23 protein-coding genes and 1 pseudogene are annotated in these 20296 nt (G+C 62.7%); 9 read left to right on the forward strand and 15 right to left on the reverse strand.

The features are described 5' to 3' along the window. Window positions 1–82 precede the first annotated feature (82 nt). The gene (ade, locus tag PZL22_RS13665) at window positions 83–1780 is read left to right on the forward strand and encodes an adenine deaminase (protein ID WP_003535863.1); all 1698 of its coding nucleotides are present in this window, start codon (window positions 83–85) and stop codon (window positions 1778–1780) included. A gap of 183 nt (window positions 1781–1963) precedes the next feature. On the opposite strand, the gene bglA is transcribed toward ade, so the two are convergent. Continuing rightward, entirely contained in the window at window positions 1964–3607 is a 1644-nt protein-coding gene (bglA, locus tag PZL22_RS13670) for a beta-galactosidase BglA (protein WP_003535865.1), read from the reverse strand. A gap of 134 nt (window positions 3608–3741) precedes the next feature. On the opposite strand from bglA, the gene PZL22_RS13675 reads away from it, so the two are divergent. Next, a complete protein-coding gene (locus tag PZL22_RS13675; protein WP_003535866.1) occupies window positions 3742–4659 on the forward strand; it encodes a sugar kinase in 918 nt (305 codons plus the stop codon). Between the two features lie 296 nt (window positions 4660–4955). Here the strand turns inward: PZL22_RS13675 and PZL22_RS13680 are convergent, their stop codons facing one another. The 9 genes from PZL22_RS13680 to PZL22_RS13720 all read right to left on the reverse strand — a co-directional run bounded on the left by PZL22_RS13680 (window position 4956) and on the right by PZL22_RS13720 (window position 13852). Beyond that, on the reverse strand, window positions 4956–6152 hold the full coding sequence (locus PZL22_RS13680; RefSeq protein ID WP_284718509.1) for an IS256-like element ISRm5 family transposase: 1197 nt from the start codon (window positions 6150–6152) through the stop codon (window positions 4956–4958). A 219-nt stretch (window positions 6153–6371) separates the two neighbouring features. Beyond that, window positions 6372–7139 carry an ABC transporter ATP-binding protein gene (locus PZL22_RS13685; protein WP_003536332.1) on the reverse strand — a complete coding sequence of 256 codons (768 nt, stop codon included), beginning with the start codon at window positions 7137–7139 and terminating at the stop codon, window positions 6372–6374. Next, window positions 7136–7969, reverse strand: a complete 834-nt coding sequence (locus tag PZL22_RS13690; protein ID WP_003536333.1) for an ABC transporter ATP-binding protein — start codon at window positions 7967–7969, stop codon at window positions 7136–7138. The genes PZL22_RS13685 and PZL22_RS13690 overlap by 4 nt, the downstream gene beginning before the upstream one ends. After that, the gene (locus PZL22_RS13695; protein ID WP_003536334.1) at window positions 7966–8898 is read right to left on the reverse strand and encodes an ABC transporter permease; all 933 of its coding nucleotides are present in this window, start codon (window positions 8896–8898) and stop codon (window positions 7966–7968) included. The genes PZL22_RS13690 and PZL22_RS13695 overlap by 4 nt, the downstream gene beginning before the upstream one ends. Beyond that, the gene (locus PZL22_RS13700; protein ID WP_028010493.1) at window positions 8895–9938 is read right to left on the reverse strand and encodes an ABC transporter permease; all 1044 of its coding nucleotides are present in this window, start codon (window positions 9936–9938) and stop codon (window positions 8895–8897) included. The genes PZL22_RS13695 and PZL22_RS13700 overlap by 4 nt, the downstream gene beginning before the upstream one ends. A gap of 41 nt (window positions 9939–9979) precedes the next feature. Next, a complete protein-coding gene (locus tag PZL22_RS13705) occupies window positions 9980–11620 on the reverse strand; it encodes an ABC transporter substrate-binding protein (RefSeq protein ID WP_003536336.1) in 1641 nt (546 codons plus the stop codon). A gap of 47 nt (window positions 11621–11667) precedes the next feature. Then, window positions 11668–12723: a dipeptidase gene (locus PZL22_RS13710; RefSeq protein WP_003536337.1), complete on the reverse strand. Its 1056-nt coding sequence runs from the start codon at window positions 12721–12723 to the stop codon at window positions 11668–11670. Between the two features lie 179 nt (window positions 12724–12902). Then, window positions 12903–13244, reverse strand: coding sequence for a DMT family transporter (locus PZL22_RS13715; RefSeq protein ID WP_003536339.1), 342 nt, complete (start codon window positions 13242–13244; stop codon window positions 12903–12905). Window positions 13245–13291: 47 nt separating this feature from the next. Beyond that, a complete protein-coding gene (locus tag PZL22_RS13720; RefSeq protein WP_003536341.1) occupies window positions 13292–13852 on the reverse strand; it encodes a TetR/AcrR family transcriptional regulator in 561 nt (186 codons plus the stop codon). 136 nt (window positions 13853–13988) lie between these two features. Here PZL22_RS13720 and PZL22_RS13725 point away from each other — a divergent pair, with 136 nt between their 5' ends. The 5 genes and pseudogenes from PZL22_RS13725 to PZL22_RS13745 all read left to right on the forward strand — a co-directional run bounded on the left by PZL22_RS13725 (window position 13989) and on the right by PZL22_RS13745 (window position 15920). Beyond that, window positions 13989–14261 (forward strand): AbrB/MazE/SpoVT family DNA-binding domain-containing protein, encoded by a 273-nt coding sequence (locus tag PZL22_RS13725; protein WP_003536345.1) that lies wholly within the window; start codon window positions 13989–13991, stop codon window positions 14259–14261. Then, window positions 14258–14662, forward strand: a complete 405-nt coding sequence (locus tag PZL22_RS13730) for a type II toxin-antitoxin system VapC family toxin (protein WP_003536347.1) — start codon at window positions 14258–14260, stop codon at window positions 14660–14662. Before PZL22_RS13725 ends, PZL22_RS13730 begins: the two co-directional genes overlap by 4 nt. Window positions 14663–14789: 127 nt before the next feature. Continuing rightward, a complete protein-coding gene (locus tag PZL22_RS13735) occupies window positions 14790–15182 on the forward strand; it encodes a globin domain-containing protein (protein ID WP_003536349.1) in 393 nt (130 codons plus the stop codon). Between the two features lie 5 nt (window positions 15183–15187). Then, window positions 15188–15562: a DUF423 domain-containing protein gene (locus PZL22_RS13740; RefSeq protein ID WP_003536350.1), complete on the forward strand. Its 375-nt coding sequence runs from the start codon at window positions 15188–15190 to the stop codon at window positions 15560–15562. 122 nt (window positions 15563–15684) lie between these two features. Further along, a pseudogene (locus PZL22_RS13745) lies at window positions 15685–15920 on the forward strand (type II toxin-antitoxin system Phd/YefM family antitoxin). A gap of 228 nt (window positions 15921–16148) precedes the next feature. Here PZL22_RS13745 and hmuQ read toward each other — a convergent pair. The 5 genes from hmuQ to PZL22_RS13770 all read right to left on the reverse strand — a co-directional run bounded on the left by hmuQ (window position 16149) and on the right by PZL22_RS13770 (window position 18817). After that, window positions 16149–16463 carry a heme-degrading protein HmuQ gene (gene hmuQ, locus PZL22_RS13750; protein WP_003536354.1) on the reverse strand — a complete coding sequence of 105 codons (315 nt, stop codon included), beginning with the start codon at window positions 16461–16463 and terminating at the stop codon, window positions 16149–16151. A gap of 12 nt (window positions 16464–16475) precedes the next feature. Further along, window positions 16476–16742, reverse strand: coding sequence for a hypothetical protein (locus PZL22_RS13755; protein WP_003536356.1), 267 nt, complete (start codon window positions 16740–16742; stop codon window positions 16476–16478). A 52-nt stretch (window positions 16743–16794) separates the two neighbouring features. Next, window positions 16795–17208 (reverse strand): DUF2325 domain-containing protein, encoded by a 414-nt coding sequence (locus PZL22_RS13760; RefSeq protein WP_003536357.1) that lies wholly within the window; start codon window positions 17206–17208, stop codon window positions 16795–16797. A 207-nt stretch (window positions 17209–17415) separates the two neighbouring features. Beyond that, window positions 17416–18342 carry an energy transducer TonB family protein gene (locus PZL22_RS13765; protein WP_010969930.1) on the reverse strand — a complete coding sequence of 309 codons (927 nt, stop codon included), beginning with the start codon at window positions 18340–18342 and terminating at the stop codon, window positions 17416–17418. A 40-nt stretch (window positions 18343–18382) separates the two neighbouring features. Beyond that, window positions 18383–18817: a hypothetical protein gene (locus PZL22_RS13770; protein ID WP_003536361.1), complete on the reverse strand. Its 435-nt coding sequence runs from the start codon at window positions 18815–18817 to the stop codon at window positions 18383–18385. A 187-nt stretch (window positions 18818–19004) separates the two neighbouring features. Between PZL22_RS13770 and hemP the strand changes: the two genes are divergently transcribed. After that, window positions 19005–19187: a hemin uptake protein HemP gene (gene hemP, locus PZL22_RS13775; protein ID WP_324280299.1), complete on the forward strand. Its 183-nt coding sequence runs from the start codon at window positions 19005–19007 to the stop codon at window positions 19185–19187. 10 nt (window positions 19188–19197) lie between these two features. Next, window positions 19198–20259, forward strand: coding sequence for a hemin-degrading factor (locus PZL22_RS13780; protein WP_003536365.1), 1062 nt, complete (start codon window positions 19198–19200; stop codon window positions 20257–20259). The last annotated feature ends 37 nt before the right edge of the window (window positions 20260–20296 follow it).

Here is a 20296-nt window from a genome sequence, read left to right on the forward strand (position 1 = left end):
TCCTCACCAGATGCGAAGCCCTTTCCCCGGATCCGGGGAGAGGGTTATTGTCGTGAATCAATATCAAGGGCGAGGTGCACACATGTCCGAAGCGCTGGAGCGTCTCATCGATCAGGGCGTCGGCCGTGAACCGGCAGACATCGTGCTCAAGGGCGGGCGGTTCTTCGATATCGTCACCGGCGAGCTCGTCGCCTCCGACATCGCCATCTCGGGCGAGCGCATCGTCGGTACCTGCGGCGACTATGAGGGCCGCGAGGAGATCGACGTTACCGGCCGCATCGTCGTTCCCGGCTTCATCGACACGCACCTCCACATCGAATCGTCGCTCGTTACCCCGCACGAGTTCGACCGCTGCGTGCTGCCGCTCGGTATCACCACTGTTATCTGCGATCCGCACGAGATCGCCAATGTGCTCGGCACCGAAGGCATCCAGTATTTCCTGGATTCGGCGATGGAGACGGTCATGGACATCCGCGTCCAGCTCTCCTCCTGCGTGCCGGCGACCCACCTGGAGACGTCCGGTGCCGACCTGCCGGTCGGGCGCCTCACGCCCTTCCGTCATCACCCGAAGGTAATCGGCCTTGCCGAATTCATGAACTTCCCGGGTGTGGTCAACAAGGATCCGGTTTGCCTCGCCAAGCTCGATGCTTTCCAGGACGGGCATATCGACGGCCATGCTCCTCTGCTCCGCGGCAAGGAACTGAACGGCTATCTCGCGGCGGGGATCCGCACCGATCACGAATGCACGAGCGCGGAGGAAGCGCTCGAAAAGATACGCAAGGGCATGCACATCCTCGTACGCGAAGGCTCCGTGTCCAAGGACCTGCAGGCCCTCATGCCGATCCTCACCGAGCGGCTGTCGCCCTATCTGGCTCTCTGCACCGACGACCGCAATCCGCTCGATATCGCCGAGCAGGGCCATCTCGACCACATGATCCGCACGGCTATAAGCGCCGGCGTCGAGCCGCTCGCCATCTATCGCGCCGCTTCGATTTCCGCCGCGCGCGCCTTCGGCCTGCGCGATCGCGGCCTCGTAGCACCTGGCTGGCGCGCCGACCTCGTCATCGTCGACAGCCTGGAAAACTGCAAGGCCGAACTCGTCCTTTCCGCCGGGCGGCGCGTTACGGATGCACTCTTCGCCGGGCGCAAGCCGGTCGAACCGGTGGGGCTCGACAGCGTCAAGGCACGCGAAGTCAAGGCCGCGGACTTCGGCCTCCCCTACAACGAAGGCGAGACTTCGGTGCTCGGCGTCCTGCCCGGCAAGATCATCACCGAACACCGCCGGTATCGCCTGCCCGCCGAAGGCAACCGGACCGGCGTCGATCTCGACCGGGACATCATCAAGGTTGCCGTGATCGAGCGCCACGGCGTCAACGGCAATCATGCCAATGGCTTCGTCCAGGGCTTCGGCCTGAAGAAGGGTGCGATCGCGTCCACCGTCGGGCATGACAGCCATAATATCTGCGTCGTCGGCGTCAATGACGACGACATGGCACTTGCCGTCAATCGTCTCGGCGAGATCAAAGGCGGCTTCGTCGTCGTCCATGACGGCAAGGTCACCGGCGAGATCGCCCTGCCCGTCGCCGGCCTGATGAGCCTCGAACCTTACGAGCGCGTGCGAGACACCCTGCACCATCTGCGCCAGGCCGCCTTCGCCCTGGGCGCCACGCTGGAAGAGCCCTTCCTGCAACTCGCCTTCCTGCCGCTGCCGGTGATCCCGCATTTGAAGATTTCCGACCGCGGGTTGGTGGATGTGGACAGGTTCATGCTGATCGGGTGACGGTCGAGGCGCGGCATCCGGAAAGCCCCCTCTGGCCCGAGTGGGTGCCGCATTCGCTGTCGCAGCGGCACCTCAACTCCACTAGAGCACTTCACTGTTTCATGGAAAAACTGAAATGCTCTAACCGTTTGATCTAACGCACTTCCGGACGGAAAACCGTTACACACTTTTCCTGGAAGTGCTCTAACGCAACCTCCCGCAGAAAACGTCGAGCGCAGCGAGCTTTATCGCATTGTCAGCGAAAACCGGCGCAAAACCGGGCATCGGATGCGGCTCGGCGACGAGCGTCGTCGGGAGGTGAAACGTCTGCGGCTCCTGGGTCAGGTTGAAGACGAACAGCAGCCGCTCATCGTCCTTTTCCCGCGTGAAGACCAGAAGGTCCTGGTTGGTGCCCAGGAAGACCATGTCTCCGTCGACCAGCGCGGACTGCGCCCGACGGAACCCAAGGGTCTGGCGATAGTGCTCGAGCACCGCCCCTTCCACGCCCTCCTGCGCGTCCACCGCCAGCATCCGGTGCCCATCGCGAACCGGCAGCCAGGGGATTCCGGCGGAAAAGCCGGCATTCGACAGTTCTCTTTCCCAGACCATCGGCGTCCGGCACCCGTCACGTCCGGCGAAGGCCGGCCAGAAGCGGATGCCGTATGGGTCGCGCAATTCTTCGAAGGCAAGCTCCGCCTCCGGCAGGCCGAGCTCCTCTCCCTGATAAAGGCAGATGGTGCCCCGCAGGCTGGCAAGCAGCGAGATCGCAAGCTTCGCCACGCGCTCCCGGTCGGCCTCGCGCAGCGCGAAGCGGCTGACATGACGCATCACGTCGTGATTGGAAAAGGCCCAGCAGACCCAGCCGTCCGTCACCGTCGACTGGAAATTCTCGACGCAGCGGCGGAAGTGGCGCGCAGTGAATTCCGGTCCGAGCAGGTCGAAGGTATAGCACATATGCAGCTTGTCGCCGCCGCTCGTATAGGCGGCAACCGTCTGCAGCGAGCGTGACCCGTCCCCGACCTCCCCCACTGTCGCGCGGCCGCCATATTCATCGAGCACCGCCCGAAACCGGCGCAGGAAATCGAGGTTTTCCGGCTGCGTCTTGTCATATAGGTGGTCCTGCATTCCGTACGGATTGACCTCCGGCGCATCGCGGCTCGTCGCGTCCGGATCCGGCACCAGCGGCGGGTTGTCCCGCAGAAGCCGGTCGTGGAAATAGAAATTCGCCGTATCGAGCCTGAAACCGTCGACGCCGCGGTCGAGCCAGAAGCGGACCGTCGCGAGCACCGCCTCCTGAACCTCCGGGTTGTGGAAGTTGAGGTCCGGCTGCGAGGAGAGGAAATTGTGCAGGTAGTACTGCCGGCGCACCCCGTCCCATTCCCAGCCCGGACCGCCGAAGATTGAAAGCCAGTTGTTCGGCGCCGTGCCGTCCGGCTTCGGGTCGGCCCACACATACCAATCCGCCTTGGGATTGGTTCTGCTCGAGCGGCTTTCGACGAACCAGGGGTGCCGGTCGGATGTATGCGAGATCACCTGGTCGATGATCACCTTGAGCCCCAGCCGATGGGCCTCCGCCAGCATCTCGTCGAAATCCGCGAGCGTGCCGAACATGGGATCGACGTCGCAATAATCCGAAACGTCATAGCCCATATCCGCCTGGGGCGAGGTGAAGAAGGGCGAGAGCCAGATGGCATCGACCCCAAGCGAGGCGATATGGGGAAGCCGACGGGTGACGCCGCGAAGGTCGCCCATTCCGTCGCCGTCCGTGTCCTGGAAGGATCGCGGATAGACCTGATAGATCACCGCTCCGCGCCACCAGTTTTCGTCAGATCCCGATGCCGCCGGCATGCGCAACTCTCCATGATTGATTTAGCCATGCCAGATTTATCTTCACCGCTTCTTCGAGTAAACGCCGCCGTCAACATTCGCTTGCTCGCGCAGTGACATGCGCTTAATTCGGATCAGCGGAAAGGGAGGACTGAATGACGGGGAAACTGCTTTCGATCGGCGAATGCATGGTGGAGCTCATGCAGGCGGAACGCGACATGCTGCGCAAGGGCTATGCCGGCGACACCTTCAACACCGCCTACTACGCCCGGCTCTTCCTGCCTGCGGACTGGACGGTCGATTATTTCACGGCCGTGGGGACCGACACCGTCTCGGACGAGCTGCTGGCCTTCATCGAGAGCACCGGCGTCGGCACGGCGCACATCCGCAAGATCGAAGGCCGGACGCCCGGCCTCTATATGATCCATCTCAAGGACGGCGAGCGCAGCTTCTCCTATTGGCGCTCGACCTCCGCTGCCAAACTGCTCGCCGACGATCCCGATCGGCTCCGGGCGGCGATCGAGGCGGCCAATGTGGTGTTCTTCTCGGGAATCACCCTGGCGATCCTGTCGCCGGACGCGGCAGAAACATTGCTTGCGGAGCTTCGGCGGGCAAAGGCGGGCGGACGGCAGGTCGTCTTCGACCCGAACATCCGGCCGCGCCTTTGGGACGACGCCGCTCGGATGCGCGCGACGATCGAAGCCGGTGGCCGGGCGGCAACGATGGTGATGCCGAGCTTCGACGACGAGGCCACGCATTTCGGCGATGCATCCGTGGAAGCGACGATCGAGCGCTATCGCGCGCTCGGCGCCGAAAACGTTGCGGTCAAGGATGGTGAGAACGGCGTCACGCTCTGCTTTGCCGGCAAGGAACGCGTTCACGTTCCCGCCTCGCAGGTTTCCGCCGTCGTCGACACGACCAGCGCCGGCGACAGCTTCAACGGCTCCTTCCTCGCCCGTCTTGCCAGCGGCGACAGTCCGGCTGATGCCGCCGCCTTCGCCGCCCGTATTGCGGCCGCTGTGATCGGCCACCATGGCGCGCTGATCGGACGGGAAAAGCTGCCGCGGGGTTAGAGCGGGATGACGAAAAGTGCGTGCGGTTTTCCGCCTGCATCCCGCGTTTCAACTTGTTGGAACCGAACACCTTCATGTTTCTAGTCGATCCGACCTAAAAACATCGTGATCTGGAGCGGGATCCGGGTGGGTATCAGCAATATCCCCTCTGCCCTGCCGCGCATCTCCCCCGCAGGGCAGATTGTCCCGAAGCAAGGCCCTGCCCCTCGGTCTGCCCCTCACCCTAACCCTCTCCCCGCGCGCGGGGAGGGTTGTGTGCGTCAAGTTCTGCAAAATTGGGCGGTCATGCGTGCTGGTCATGCGGCTTGACGGAGTGCGAGTTTCTTGTGCTCTCGCAGGTCGTCCATGTTGATGTAGCGATTGGCCTCCATCCAGTTTTCGTGGGTTTCGACGGCGAGCGCGCGGACGAGGCGTAGGCAGCTCTCGGTGTTGGGAAAGATGCGCACGACGTAGGTTCTGCGGCGGATTTCCTCGTTGAGGCGTTCCAGCATGTTGGTGCTCTTGAGGTGCTTGTGATGCTGGCGCGGCAGACGAAAGAAGGTCAGCGTCTGCTCGATGGTTTCCTCAACCCAGGAGGTCAGGCGCGGATAGCGGACCGACCATTTTCCCAGCCACGCGGCGAGATCGGCCTTCGCCTCATCAAGGTCGCGGCGATCATAGAGCCATCGAAGCTCCTGCAGGCAATCGTCGCCATGTTTGCGCGGCAGGTGATCGAGGGCGTTCCTGAGGAAATGCACGTAACAGCGCTGCCAGGCAGCTTCCGGGATCACCTCGCCAATTGCCGCGACGAGACCGGCATGGTCGTCGGAGACCACCAGTTCGACGCCCTTCAAACCGCGCCCTTTCAGCCTGACGAGGAAGTCCTTCCAGGCGCAACGGCTTTCACGGCCGGCCATCTCGACCGACAGGATCTGCCGCCGTCCGTCCCAGTCGATGCCGACAGCGATCAACACCGCCTGGCTCATCACCACACCGGCCTCGCGCACCTTCTCATAACGGGCATCGAGAACCAGGTAGGCAAACGGCTCTTGAAGCGAGCGCTCGGCAAAGGCCTTCAGGCTCTCGTCCAGCCGCTTGTTGATCGCCGAGATCGATGACGCCGAGAAGGCATGGCCGCACAGCTCCTCGGTGATCGCCTTGACCTTCCGCGTCGACACCCCTTGCACATACATCTCCGCCAAGGTTGCCACCAGCGCCCGCTCGGAGCGCTGATAGCGTTCGAACAATTCGGTGGAGAAGTGCCCCGAGCGATCCTGCGGCACCCGCAGCTCGAGCTTGCCCACCCGCGTGATCAGCGTGCGGCCATAGTGGCCCGAACGGTAGCCGAGCCGCTCCGGCGTGCGCTCGCCTTTCGCAGCTCCCAGCGCCTCGTCCATCTCCGCTTCCAGCACCTCCTGCATCACCGTGCGGATCACCTCGCGCAGCCCATCGGGGTTCGAAAGCAAAATGTCTTTGACGGCGGCGCTGGCTGTCCTACCTTCAGTCTTGGTCATGGTGGCGTTCCTTCCAGGGAATCAGGTGACGTCAACATCACCAGCCTGCCATGACCGCCTCTCTCAGTGAATTTGCAGAACCTTCAGCACACTACCGCGGGGAGAGGGTTAGGGTGAGGGGCAACGGGGGGGTTCAGACCGCGGCTACCCAGAATCTGTCGACCATCATCCCGGTCTAAAATGTCGAGTATCAACCCGGTTGAACAGAGGGTCCATTCCCTACGCGCTTTGTGCCACCGCTTCCCGCCTGAACCCCTTGCTCGCGACCATCAGGTTGCGCGTATATTCCTCGGCAATGCGGCCGGCCACCAGGTCAGCCGAACTCAGCCGCTCCACCACGCGGCCGTTCTGCATCACGGCCAGCCGCTCGCACATGTGCGTGACGACGCCGAGGTCGTGGCTCACCATGATGAAGGTCAGGCCGCGGTCGCGCCGCACCTCTTCGAGAAGGTTCAGCACTTCCGCCTGCACGGACGCGTCGAGCGCGGAGGTCGGCTCGTCGAGGAGCAGGATCGAGGGCTCCAGGATAAGCGCGCGTGCGATCGCGATGCGCTGGCGCTGGCCGCCGGAGAGCTGGTGCGGATAGCGGAAGCGGAAGCTGGAACCGAGGCCCACCTCGTCCAGGGCCTTCAGGATGCGGCGCTCGCCGTCTCCGATGCCGTGGATCGCCAGAGGCTCCATCAGTTGCCGGTCGACCGTCTGGCGCGGATGCAGCGAACCGTAAGGATCCTGGAACACCATCTGCACCGCCCGATAAAAGGCCTTGTCACGACGCGTGCCACGAACCTCGCGGCCCGAAACGCGGATCGTCCCCTCGCTTGCGGCGGTGAGCCCGGCGACGGCGCGCAAAAGGGTGGACTTGCCCGAGCCGGATTCGCCGACGAGGCCGAAGGACTCGCCCTTCGCGACATCCACGCTGACGGCATCGAGCGCCTTGAACTCGTCGAAGACGACGCTCAGATTTTCGACGGATACGGCCTCGGTCATAGCGCCCACTCCGGTTTGCGGTCGAGAACCGGCAATGGATGGCGATCCGCCCCGATCACCGGCATGCAGTTCAGGAGCCCTCGTGTATAGGGATGCTTGGCATTGCCGAGTTCCGACGCGGCGATCTCCTCGACGATCCTGCCCGCATACATCACCAGAACGCGGTCGCAGAAAGACGAGACGAGGCGCAGGTCGTGTGACACGAAGATCAGCCCCATGCCGCGTTCCTCCACCAGCTTGTCGAGGATCGCGAGGACTTCGAGCTGAACCGTCACGTCGAGCGCCGAGGTCGGCTCGTCCGCGATCAGGAGTTCCGGACCGGCAACCAGCATCATCGCGATCATCGCCCGCTGCCCCATGCCGCCCGAGACCTCGTGCGGATAGAGGTCGAAGACGCGGGAAGCATCGCGGATCTGCACGGCCGCGAGCATGTCGAGCGCCCGCTCCCGCGCTTCCGCGCGGCCGACCTTCTCGTGCCGCCGCAAGGTCTCGACGATCTGCCGTCCGATGCTCATCACCGGGTTCAGCGAATATTTCGGATCCTGCAGGATCATGGCGATGCGCTTGCCGCGCAGGTCCCGCCGGAGTTTCGGGGAGGCCGAAAGAAGGTCGATCCCTTCGAAGGCAAGCCGTTTCGCCGTCACCTCCGCATGCGGCGGCGTCAGCCCCATGATGGCGCGGCCCGTCTGCGACTTGCCGGAGCCGCTTTCGCCGACGATGCCGAGGCGCTCGCGCCCGAGGGTAAAGGAAACGCCGCGGACCGCCTCGAAAACCCCAGTGCGCGTCGGGAACCGGACCCGGAGGTCCTCGACGGTCAGAAGCGCGCTCATTGGCCGCTCTCCCGCGGATCGAGCGCATCGCGCAGCCCGTCGCCGAGCAGGTTGAAGCCGAGGCTGACGATCAGAATGGCGATGCCGGGCATGGTCGCCACCCACCACTGGTCGAGGATGAAGCGCCGGCCGGAGGCGATCATGGCACCCCATTCCGGCAGCGGTGGCTGGGCGCCGAGACCGAGGAAGCCGAGGCCAGCCGCCGTCAGGATGATGCCGGCCATGTCGAGCGTAACGCGGACGATCAGCGACGACATGCACATGGGCATGACATGGCGGAAGACGATGCGCAGCGGCGACGCGCCCATCAGCCGCACCGCGGCGATGTAATCGGAATTGCGCACCGTCAGCGTTTCGGCGCGGGCAATGCGCGCATAGGGCGGCCAGGAGGTGATGGCGATTGCGATCACCGCATTTTCGATCCCCGGGCCAAGCGCCGCGACGAAGGCGAGCGCCAGCACGAGCTTCGGAAAGGCGAGGAAGATGTCGGTGATGCGCATGAGGACCGCGTCGACCCATCCGCCGGCATAGCCGGCGACGGCGCCGACGATCAGGCCGACGGGTGCCGCGATGATTGCGACGAGAAGGACGACGAGGAGCGTCAGCCGCGAACCGTGTATCAGCCGGGACAGAATATCGCGGCCCTGGTCGTCCGTACCGAGCAGGTAACCTTCGCTGCCGGGCGGCAGAAGCCGCGCGCCGGCAAGGTTTCCGATGACCGGAGAGTGAGGCGCGAGCGCATCGGCAAAGATCGCAACGAATACGAGCGCCAGCAGAATGCAAAGGCCGAGCACCGCAAGCCGGTTGGCGGAGAAGCGCCGCCAGGTCATATAGGCGCGGCCGAGCCGAGCCTGGGTCCGCGACTGCGGGCGATCTGAGAGCAGCCACTCGCGGCGCGTCGTCGGGCGTGTTTCGGTGGCAAGGCTCATCGGGCACGCGTCCTCGGGTCAAGCGTCCGGTAGAGAAGATCGGACAGGAGATTGATGGCGATGAAGACCGATCCGATGATGATCGTGCCGCCGAGAACGGCATTCATGTCGGCATTCTGCAGCGAATTGGTGATGTAGAGGCCGAGCCCCGGCCAGGCGAATACGGTCTCCGTCAGGACCGACCCTTCGAGCAGGCCGGCATAGGAGAGCGCGATCACCGTCACCAGCGGCACCGCCGCATTGCGCAGCGCGTGCGTCCATATGATCCGCGCCTCAGAAAGCCCCTTGGCGCGCGCCGCAACGATATATTCCTGCTGCAGCTCGTTCAGCATGAAGCTGCGGGTCATGCGGCTGATATAGGCGAGCGAGAAATAGCCGAGCAGCGAAGCCGGCAGGATGATGTGCCGGAAGACGTCGCGGAAGACATCCCATTGGCCCTGCCAGGCCGAGTCCAGGAGGTAGAAACCGGTAACCGGCGTGAAGCTGTATTCGTAGACGATATCGATGCGGCCGGGATAGGCTACCCATTGCAGCCGCGCATAGAAGACGAGCAGCGCGAGCAGTGCCAGCCAGAAGATCGGCACGGAATAGCCCACGAGACCGATGACGCGAACCACCTGGTCGGCGATGCTGCCGCGCTTGACGGCGGCGAGAACGCCGAGCGGCACGCCGATGAATGCACCGATCAGCGTTCCGAGCGTCGCGAGTTCCATGGTCGCCGGAAAGACGCGGCGGATATCCGCCATGACCGGATTGGTGGTCAGCACCGAAGTCCCGAAGTCGCCGGTGAATGCTTGCCGGCAGTAGATGAAGAACTGCTGGTAAAGCGGCAGGTTGAGCCCCATCGCCTCGCGCGTGCGTTCCACGACGTGATTCGGCGCCCGATCGCCGAGAACGGCAAGCACCGGATCGATCGGGATGACGCGGCCGATGAAGAAGGTGACGGCGAGAAGGCCGAGATAGGTGGTTGCCACGACGACGAGAAACTGCAGTACCGCGACAAACGCCTTCCGGGAACGGGCGCGCCGGCGCCCGCTCATGGGTTCAAACCCGCTCATGCTCAAGGGAACGATCCTTTCGACTATTCCTTGGATACGTTCCAGACGTAGTTGGTGTCGAAGCTCGGTCCGAGCTTGAAGCCCTGGAGGTTGCCGCGAAGCCCGGCGACCTCCGTCTGCTGGAAGATGAAGACGAACGGACTATTCTCCAGAACCGTCTTCTGCAGCTCCTTGTAGATATCGGCGCGCTTGGCGCTGTCGCGTTCGAGGAGCGCGTCCTTGGTCTTCTTGCTGAGTTCCGGAACGTCCCAGGCGTTGCGCCATGCAAGCGTCTTGTTCGTGCCTTCGTCGGAATTGTCCGGATTGTTGGTGAATGTATCGGCATTCGAGTGCGGATCGAAATAATCCATGCCCCACTGGCCGATATACATATCGTGGTTGCGCGCGCGGTACTTGGTCAGCGTCTGCTTGCCGTCACCCGGAATGATTTCGAGCTTCACGCCCGCCTGCGCCAGCGTCTGCTGGAAGGATTCGGCAACGCCGGTCACCGGCTGGGTGTTGCGCACGTCCATCGTGACCGTGAAGCCGTCGGGATAGCCGGCCTTCGCCAGCAGTTCCTTCGCCTTGGCGACGTCGAAGGTGTAGGGGTTCTCGTTGAGAGCACCGAGCACGCCCTTCGGCAGGAAGCTCTGGTGGATCTCGCCGATGCCCTTGATCAGCGTCGCGCCGATCGCGTCATAGTCGACCAGATACTTGAAGGCCTGCTGTACCTCGGGTTTTGCCAGCGTCTCGTTCTTCTGATTGAGACTGATATAGTAGACCGTCCCCTTCGGAGCGCTCGCCGTCGCCAGATCGGCATTCTTGCCGACAGCCTCGTAATCGCCGGGTTCGAGGTTTCGCGCCACATCGATGTCGCCGGCTTCGAGCGCGAGCCGCTGGCCCGAGCTTTCCTTCATGTGGCGGTAGATGACGCGGGCGAGTTTCGCCGGTTCGCCGTAGAAGTTTTCGTTCCGCTCCAGCACCACGACCTCGTTTGCGCGCCATTCGCGCAGCTTGAACGGGCCGGACCCGGCATAACCGGTCTTCAGCCATTCATTGCCGAAATCGTTGTCGTATTTGTACTCGTCGCTCGGCGTCACGGATTTCACGTGCTCGAGCACGAGCTTCTTGTCCACGACCGAAGCAACCGTCGCCGTCAGACAGTTCAACACGAAGCTCGGCGCATAGGGCTGGTCGACCGTGAAGACGAAGGTCTCCGCGTCGGCGGCCTTCGCCTTTTCCGTGACATTGTCGCCGGTGAGGCCGAACTGCGTGAGAATGAAGGCCGGGCTCTTGTCGAGCTTGACGGCGCGTTCGAACGAATAGGCGACGTCCTCGGCGGTGATCGGATTGCCGGAGGCGAATTTCATGCCGGATTTGAGCTTGAACGTATAGGTCAGGCCGTCATCGGAGACCGTCCAGCTTTCGGCGAGATCGCCGACGACCTTGGACGTGTCGTTGAGATCGAGCCGGACGAGCAGGCTGTAGGTATTGCTGGTCATCTCGGCGGTCGAGAGCTCGAAAGCTTCGCCCGGATCCATGGTGATGATGTCGTCGAACGCGAAGCCCTCGACCAGCGTATCCTTCGGCGTTTCCGCGAAGGCCGGCTGGGCCGCACCCATCGCCATGGCGAGTGCCGCCGAGGCGGCAAGAACTCGAAAACGTCCGTTGAGCTTATGCATCATGTTGCGCTTCCCTCTTTTAACCCTTCTCGGGCTTTTCTTCATGATGATCAGGCAGGCTCGTGCCATGCCTGACCCAGAACTCTCAGCCAGTTCTCCCGGCATATTTTTGCCAGTTCGGCGTCACCATATCCGGCGTCTTCCAGCGCGGCAACGAGCTTCTGATTTCCCGCCGCGTCGGCGATTTCCTCGGGGATGGTTGCGCCGTCGAAATCGGATCCGAGCGCCACGCAGTCGATACCCATACGCTCGACCAGATAGGCGACGTGGCGGACCATGTCGGAAAGCTGCGTCGCCGCGTTCTCCTGCCCATCGGGGCGCAGCATCGTCGTCGCATAGTTGAGGCCGACGAGCCCGCGGCTCTCGCGGATGGCGTCGAGCTGCCTGTCGGTCAGGTTGCGGGCGACTGGCGTCAGCGCATGAACATTGGAGTGGCTGGCGACGAGCGGCTGGTCGGTCGTCTTCGCCACGTCCCAGAAACCCTTTTCCGTGATGTGCGCGAGGTCGATCAGAATGCCGAGCCGGTTGCAGGCCCGCACGAGTTCGAAGCCGGCTTCGGTAAGGCCGGGCCCCGTATCGGGCGACATCGGATAGGCGAAGGGAACGCCATGGCCGAATACGTTGTGGCGGCTCCATACGGGGCCGAGCGAGCGAAGTCCGGCGGCATGGAAGGTCTCGAGCGCCGCGAGGTCGGGCCCGATGGCCTCGCAGCCCTCCATATGCAGGACGGCGGCAAACACCTCGTCGGCCATCGCCGCACGTATCTCTTCAACCGAGCGGCAAAGCCGCCAGGCGCCGGCGCGGTCGAGCTTGAACGCGATGTCGGCAAGCTCCATGGCGGTCGCGAGCGAAGGCAAGTGGTCGAGCGGCGCCGCCATGGGCGTCGCGTAATGGCCATTCTCATCCGGCGTCTTGAGCACCAGATCGCCGGATGGGACGTAAATCGCACAGAGGCCGCCTGCGAGACCGCCTGCCTTGGCGCGCGCCGCATCGATATGGCCCTTGTCGGTCCCCTCCGAAAACTCCGCCACTGGGTCGGCACCGCCGCGTGCATGTTGCCAAAGGCGCAAAAGCACATCGTTATGGCCGTCGAAAACCGCCTGCATTCCCAAATATTCCTTCGTTATATCAAGGGGATCGGGATGGGACATCGCCACCTCGCGTCCGGACGGAGACGAAGCGCGATGCTATTGAAACGGATCGCGCATTTCAATGAATATCCGGGAATTTCAGTGGATAGGCTGTAGCGAAAACTTGCAGGAAGCCGGCCGCGATCTTCACGCGCTCAATGGAACGTGGACTTCGAGAAGAGGTTGAGTACGAGCACGCCGGCGATGATGAGCGCCAGCCCGAGAATGGCCGGCAGATCGAGCTTCTGACCGAAAACCACGTAGCCGGCGATCGAGATCAGCACGATCCCGAGGCCGCTCCAGAGCGCATAGGCGATGCCGACCGGGATGTAGCGCAGCGCATAGGAGAGGAAGAAGAAGGCGACTGCGTAACACAAAACCATGAGCACGGTGGGGGTCAGCCGCGTGAAGTGCTGCGCCGCCTGCATGGCGGAAGTGCCGAGCACTTCGAAGACGATGGCGATCACCAGAACGGTGTAAAGCGTGGCGGGATTCAAGGAACGTCTCCGATCGAAGTATGGGAAAGCGGCACCGGTCTGGCCCTCTATTCCAGCGAAAGCGCGTTGAGCTTCTGAAGCAGGATCGCCCGGGTCGGTGCTTCGATGTCATGGCTGCGCATCAGATCCGACAGCCAGACGCCATCGGCGGCGAAGCGGGCGAGCAGGCAACTTGGCGAACTGTCCGTGGCGGCGAATTGCGCGGAGCGGCGCGCCACGCATTCGCGCCAACGCTCCTTGAGATGCGGCTCGGCCAGGAGCGCAATGGTCAGCATCTGCCAGCCTTGCGCCTCCGCCTCCGCGTCGAGCGCGAAACAGACGCCGAGATAGGCACGCGTAAAGCGTCCTTTTTCGACGGCATCTCCAGCCATCGCTTCGTCGAGGGCGCTGTCGAAGCGCGCGACGAGGTCATCGAAGAGGGCGTCGAGCAGAGCCAGCTTGTTGGGGAAATGGTGCAGCAACCCGCCTTTGCTGACACCCGCCGCCTGCGATACGGCGTCGAGGGTCACCGCGGCGATGCCCTGCTCCAGCGACAGGCGTGCCGCAACCTCCAGCAATTGCCGGCGGACGCGTTGCGGTTGCTTCTTCCTGGAGGGGGCGCTTGTCATGGCCCATAAACATACCGTCTGGACGGTTTGTCAAGTCACTTTCTTCAGGGCGATGTTTGTCGCGCCGAGGCAGATCATACTTGATCTGACACGGTTCGGCATATACATTTAGGCATATACAAAGGAGACGAATGCCATGCCCGTCCCGTTGCCGTCATCGCGACCTAAAGAAGTAAAGCTGTTCCGCAATAACCGCAGCCAGGCAGTCCGTATTCCTGCGGAGTTCGAGTTGCCTGGAGACCGTGTGTTGATCCGTCGCGAAGGAACGAGACTCATTATCGAACCGATAGCCAGGCCAGCCGATATCGTGGAGCTTCTCGCGGAGTGGAAGAAGGAAGCTCCCCTCGGACCTGAAGACCGGTTCCCGGATGTTGAGGATATACCCGCCCGGCCGGAGAAAATCTTTTGAACGGGTATCTTCTCGATACGAACATCATCAGCGACGTCATTCACAATCCGTTCGGACCGGCTGCGCAACGCATCGAACGGATCGGCCCGAAGGAGATTTACACCAGCATCGTCGTCGCGTCCGAGTTGCGGTATGGTTGCGCAAAAAAGGGATCGGCGAAGTTGCTCGCCAAGGTCGAAAGCTTGCTGGAAATCGTCCCGGTGCTGCCATTGGATATTCCGGCCGACACCCGATATGGCAGCATTCGTGCGGAATTGGAGTCTCTGGGGCAGACCATCAGCTCCAACGATCTGTTGATTGCCGCGCATGCGTATGCGCTGGACCTGACGCTGGTGACGGACAATATCCGTGAGTTCAGCCGCGTTCGTGGCCTTAGTCTGGAAAACTGGCTTGAGCGATAGGCGACACGTTTTCCACGCCTCCTCCTAACGAGCAGGCCTGCCGCGCCGAAAAGCCGCAAGTGAAGGAATGGCGAGCCATTGCCCGCCCGGGTCGCGCGCTGTACCAATCCCGGCGAGGATTGTGACCATGACGGAACCGCAAACGACGACGCTTTACGAGGCGATCGGTGGCGATGCCACCGTGCGTGCTCTGACGCAGCGCTTCTACGAACTGATGGACAGCCTGCCCGAGGCTGCGCGCTGCCGCGCGGTCCACCCGCCGGACCTGACCGGCAGCGAGGAGAAGTTCTACGAATATCTGACCGGCTGGCTCGGGGGACCGCCGATCTATGTGCAGAAACGCGGCCATCCCATGCTGCGCCGCCGGCACTTCATTGCCGGGATCGGGCCTGCCGAGCGCGACGAATGGCTTTTCTGCTTCACCCGCGCACTCGAAGAAACCGTCTCCCACCCGAAGCTGAGGGAGATCATTCTGGAGCCGATCACCCGGCTCGCCCATCATATGCAGAACAAGGAATAGCCAGGATGCCGAACAGGAGGCTGCGCTCGACCATGCTTTTCGTCGCCGGCCTCATGGGCCTCTTCGGCGTCGCGAGTGCCGCCGCCGCTTCGCATGGCGATCCGCGTCTTCTCGGCGGCGCATCGGCCATGTGCCTCGCCCACGCACCGGCGCTGGTCGCGCTTCATGCCGGATGGGCGCACTTCCGCACCGCCGCCCTCGCTGCCTTGCTGCTGGCGGCAGGCACGGCACTCTTCGCCGGAGACCTTACCATGCGCCATTTCTCGGGCCACGGCCTCTTTCCAATGTCAGCGCCGCTCGGGGGCCTGACGATGATGGCCGGCTGGCTTGCCGTCGCGATCGGGGCATTCCTGCCCCTGAAGCGTGATGAGGACGCGTGAGACGTAGGGTATTTCCGGAAAGCTGCGCAGCTTCAAAGGCTAGGTGCCTTCGAAGGCAGTGAGGCTGGATTCCCGGGCGAAAAATGCTCTATGTGTAGGCCGGTTAGCTGATTGAGGTTCCTATGCAGGTTACCATCCGTAACGCCAAAACGAACCTGTCCAAACTTATCGAGGCGGCGAAGGCGGGCGAAGAAGTCGTCATCGCCAAGGGAACAGTCCCTGTTGCCCGGGTCGTTGCCCTTCCGCAAAACAAGTTCACGATCGGGCTGCTGAAAGGCAAGGTTGCGGGAGAAGGGCCTGATTTCTTCCATTCTATGCGTGAGAATGAGAGATTGCGCTTTGGGAAGGCGAAGCCTGACGGCTGCACTTGAACGTTGGCAAAACAAAGGGTTGGATTTTCGCGGCTCGGTGAAAGCGGGCCGATTTCTGTGCTCGTCACGGGGATCCAGCCAGACCAAGTCCTTGGACTGAAAAAACATTCCCCGCGCCGCAGCCGCGGCGCTGCTCTCATCTCTGTGACAAGCACAGAGATGAGGAAGCGGAGAGACTGCAGTCCTTCGATAGAAGAATCTCAACAGGCCTAAGATCAGGCACCCTCGACGACGGTAAAGCCCTCGAACTTCGGCGGACCGAGATACATTGCCTTGTTTTCGCCGGCGCTTCGGTGCGCCGCGCGGAAATTGTCGGACTTGGTCCAGGCGATGAAGGCGTCCCTGTTCTCCCAGGCCGATTTCGAAATAAAAGGCGTGTAGCCTTCCTCCGGCACGCTGTCGCCGCGCAGCAGATGGAATTCGATGAAGCCCGGCATCTCCGAGAGAGAAGAGTCGCGCGCCTTCCAGACCGCCTCGAAGGCCTCCTCCTGACCGGCTGCGACACGGAAACGGTTCATGGCGAAGTACATGCGTTAACTCTCCTAGGCCTTCTTTTGCGAGACGGGCTGCGCGATCATTCGCGGAAACGGCAGGATAGCTCCCTCGCTCGGCGGCGCAAGGCCGAGAGGATCCCTCGCCGGCGGGCGCGCCTGCCAGGTGGGAAACTCGGTCACGTTGTCGTTTTCCTCCAGCATCCGTGCCCGGAGCGTGAGAAGCTCGTAGAGCTCGGGGACCAGTCCGTCACCGAATTGAGAAGCGAGTTTGTGGAGACCGATCATCGTCATCTGATCGGGACGCTCGTCATGCATTTGAAAGCTCCATGCGGCCGGCAGGAATGCCGTCTGACCGCTCGTATAAGGTTCAATTCTCGCTGCCGTTTCCGGTCAGATCCTGAAGCGCCCGCTCGAGGCTCGACTTCGAGCCGTTGCGCAGCGGCACGAAGGCCTTGCCCCACTTCTTGCAGCCCGTCTTCACGCGAAGACACGCATCGTGGCTGATGCAGTCGATCGGGCAGAAGACGCAGTCGACCGAGGGCAGGACACGATCGATGCGCGATACCGCCTCTCGTAAACCGCCGTCATGGTGGATGAGTTCCGCACCGTAGGAACTGGCGATCTGGCGAAGATGCGCGACCTGGCAGTCGCGGCCGCCGACATAGAGGAAGCTGCGGCCCTCGAGCGTTACCTTGCCGGCATTCGGTTGCGGCGCGCTCGCCGCGTCTTTCGCCCTGCCCTTGCCGCCCTTGCCTGAATTCTGGTGCCGCTTGCCACCCATCCGTCGTCTCCGTCTTGCTCCGCGACGCCGGCATTGCGGTCCATCGCCAATCAGATTTGGCACACACCGATCGGTTGCGTGACGGAGGCAACCTATAAAACTTGATAGAGAGAGTAAAGTATAAACATGATTGATTTAATCATATTTTTCGCGTCTGTCTCCCGCGGCATATTCCTTGCTCGCGGAAGCAGATTCCGCAGCCTGATTTCACCGGGTGAAGGCCACCGGAATGTTGAATTCCCATCTGTCGCGCCCCGCCCCGGCGGGAATGGCTGGGAAGGGTGCTGCCCGGCGCACGGTTTCCAACGCGGCTTGATCAAGGACGGGCGAACCGGCGCTCTTCGTTATGCCGACCCTTGCCACCCCACCACCGGACGTTACGGTAAAGCTGACATGGGCAACTCCACGCAGGCCTTGCCGTCTGGCCTCGGCCGGGTAGCGAATAGCGCGGGTCAGCTTTCTTCTGACCTTGCCGGGATAGTTCGACACCGCGGCATTGCCGATTTCCCGCGAGGCGCCCCGGCTTTCTCCCGTGGCGGCAGCCGCCGTGGCAGTCTCTGCGCCGTCGGCCTTGCCCTTTTTCTGCGATTTCGCCTGAGTGCCGCCCTCACCTGCCTTTTTCCGGACGACCTTCTTTTTCTTCGCCGGCTCCTTCTTCGGCTCAACCTTCTCGACTTCGGGCTTCAGGACTTCCTCAGGGTCCGGTCTCTCCTGCGGAATGACGGTCTCGACCGGAGCGATGCTTGCGATCACGTCTGATTCTTCGACCTGGCTCGCCGGCATTTCTTCCGCGGGAAGGATGACGTCCGCTTCCGTCGGCGTCATCTCGGACGGCTCCTGGGAGACAGGCTCGGTCGGCACCGGCTCCACGGCTTCGACCACCTCTTCCGTCGGTTCGCTTTCGGTCGGCTTCAGTTCCTCGGGCGTCTCTTCCGCCGGCTCCACCACTTCGGATGGGTCCCCCGCCTGGACGGTATCTTCGAAAGCATTGCCGAGCAGCGACACTTCCACGGTGGAGCCGCCGGCGATGAGCGCCAGCTCCTTTTCCTCTTCGGGCGCAAGCAACATCGCCCCGCCGGCATGCGCCAGTAGGGAAAGGCCGATCGCCGCCGCCCATTTCGCCATGTGTTTCATTCTGTCTTGCCTTCCGCCGGCAATTTCGAGGACGCGAACCTCAGCCCTTGAGTTCCACGGCCGATTTCGAGCCGGTCTTCAGGTCGGTCATGCAGGCGCTCTTGTCGACGCCTTCGCCGACGCAGGTCGGTGCATCGTTGATCAGCACGCTCTTCACCGCCTCGCATTTCGTACCCGGCAGATCGAACTGCCTGACTTTCGTCTTGCCCGCGGGGAGATCCCTGAAATCGAGCACGGCCATGCGCTCGACCAGGCCTTTCTGATCGAAGAGCACGAATTCGAACGAAACCTTCGAAAGCGACTGAGCAAGCGCGTTACCGGCGACGAAGGTCAACTTGCATCCTTTTTCCGACGGCGCGATCTCGTTGAGCTCGATCGCAAGGCCGGCCGGCGCGGCGGCATCCTGCGCTCGGGCTGCCCCTGCCGTGACGAGAGCTACGCAGGCCGCAAAGGCAAAACGGGAAAAATAAGTCATCCTGACACCACTCGCTGTCCGCGTCGGTCCATTGGGTCCCCGCGCGCGTTGCTTTTAAGTTGACCGCAACATTCCGGTATTGCGTCCTTAAAGAAATATGAGTAATGAAGTCAAGATACTAAATGGAATGGGCGGGACCAATGGATGACGCGCTCGTCTCGTCTCCAACTCGCGAATTGGCAAGACCGTGACACCGAACGACAACGATAGTCCACGATCCCCGCAAACCGTGGCGCCGCTGAACCGGCCGCAACCGATCGTCGAGAGCCACGACCTCTTCCGCGGCCACAACGAGATTCTCATTTCCCACGACGGGATGATCTACCGGATGAAGATCACCCGCCAGGGCAAGCTGATTCTGAACAAGTAGCGAGATGACGATGACTGAGAGCATGCGCCCCACCCCGTCCGAAATCCGGGCCTATCGCGCCGAGAATCCGAAGCTGCGCGAACGTGACATCGCCGCGAAGCTCGGCATTTCGGAGGCAGCGCTCGTCGCTGCCGAATGCGGCCTCACCGCCGTCCGGATCGAAAGCAGCGCCGGCCGCTTCCTCGAGCGCGTCGAGGAGCTGGGCGAAGTCCTTGCGCTTACCCGCAACGAAAGCGCCGTCCACGAAAAGGTCGGCGTCTACGAGAACATCAAGCAAGGACACGCCGCGGCTCTGGTGCTTGGCTCCGAAATCGACCTGCGCATCTTTCCCGGCGCCTGGGCACATGGTTTCGCCGTGACCAAGACGGATGCGAAAGGGGAAATTCGCCGCAGCCTGCAGTTCTTCGACAAGTGGGGTCATGCCGTCCACAAGGTTCATCTGCGTCCCCAGTCGAACCTTGCCGCCTATGATAAGATGGTCGAAGATCTTCGCCTGGACGACCAGTCGCAGGACTTCATCGCCGATGCCGGCGCGCCCGCAACCGACGATGCAGTCGATGCCGCAGTCGATACGGCAGAGCTGCGCGACCGCTGGTCGAAGCTCACGGACACGCATCAGTTCCCCGGCATGTTGCGCAAGCTCAATATCGGACGGCGCCGGGCCCTGCACGCGATCGGCGACGACTTCGCCTGGCGGCTCGACACGGCCTGCATCGAGATGATGATGCGCAGTGCTGCAGAGACGGCGCTGCCGATCATGTGCTTCGTCGGCAATGGCGGCGTCATCCAGATTCATTCCGGTCCGGTCGTCAAGATCGGCACGATGGGGCCGTGGCTGAACGTGATGGACGAAACCTTCCATCTGCATCTGCGCACCGACCACATCGCCGAGCTCTGGGCCGTGCGCAAGCCGACGGCGGACGGACACGTGACCTCCCTCGAAGGGCTCGACGCCAAGGGCGAGATGATCATCCAGTTTTTCGGGAAGCGGAAGGAAGGTTCCTCGGAGAGGGCCGAATGGCGCAGCCTGGTCGAGGAGATGCCCCGTCTGGAAGCCGTCGTCGCGGCATGATGGTGCCACCCAACCGGGCGGCGGTTTGGGACGACAC

This window comes from Ensifer meliloti, assembly GCF_030064585.1.
GTDB lineage: Bacteria > Pseudomonadota > Alphaproteobacteria > Rhizobiales > Rhizobiaceae > Sinorhizobium > Sinorhizobium meliloti.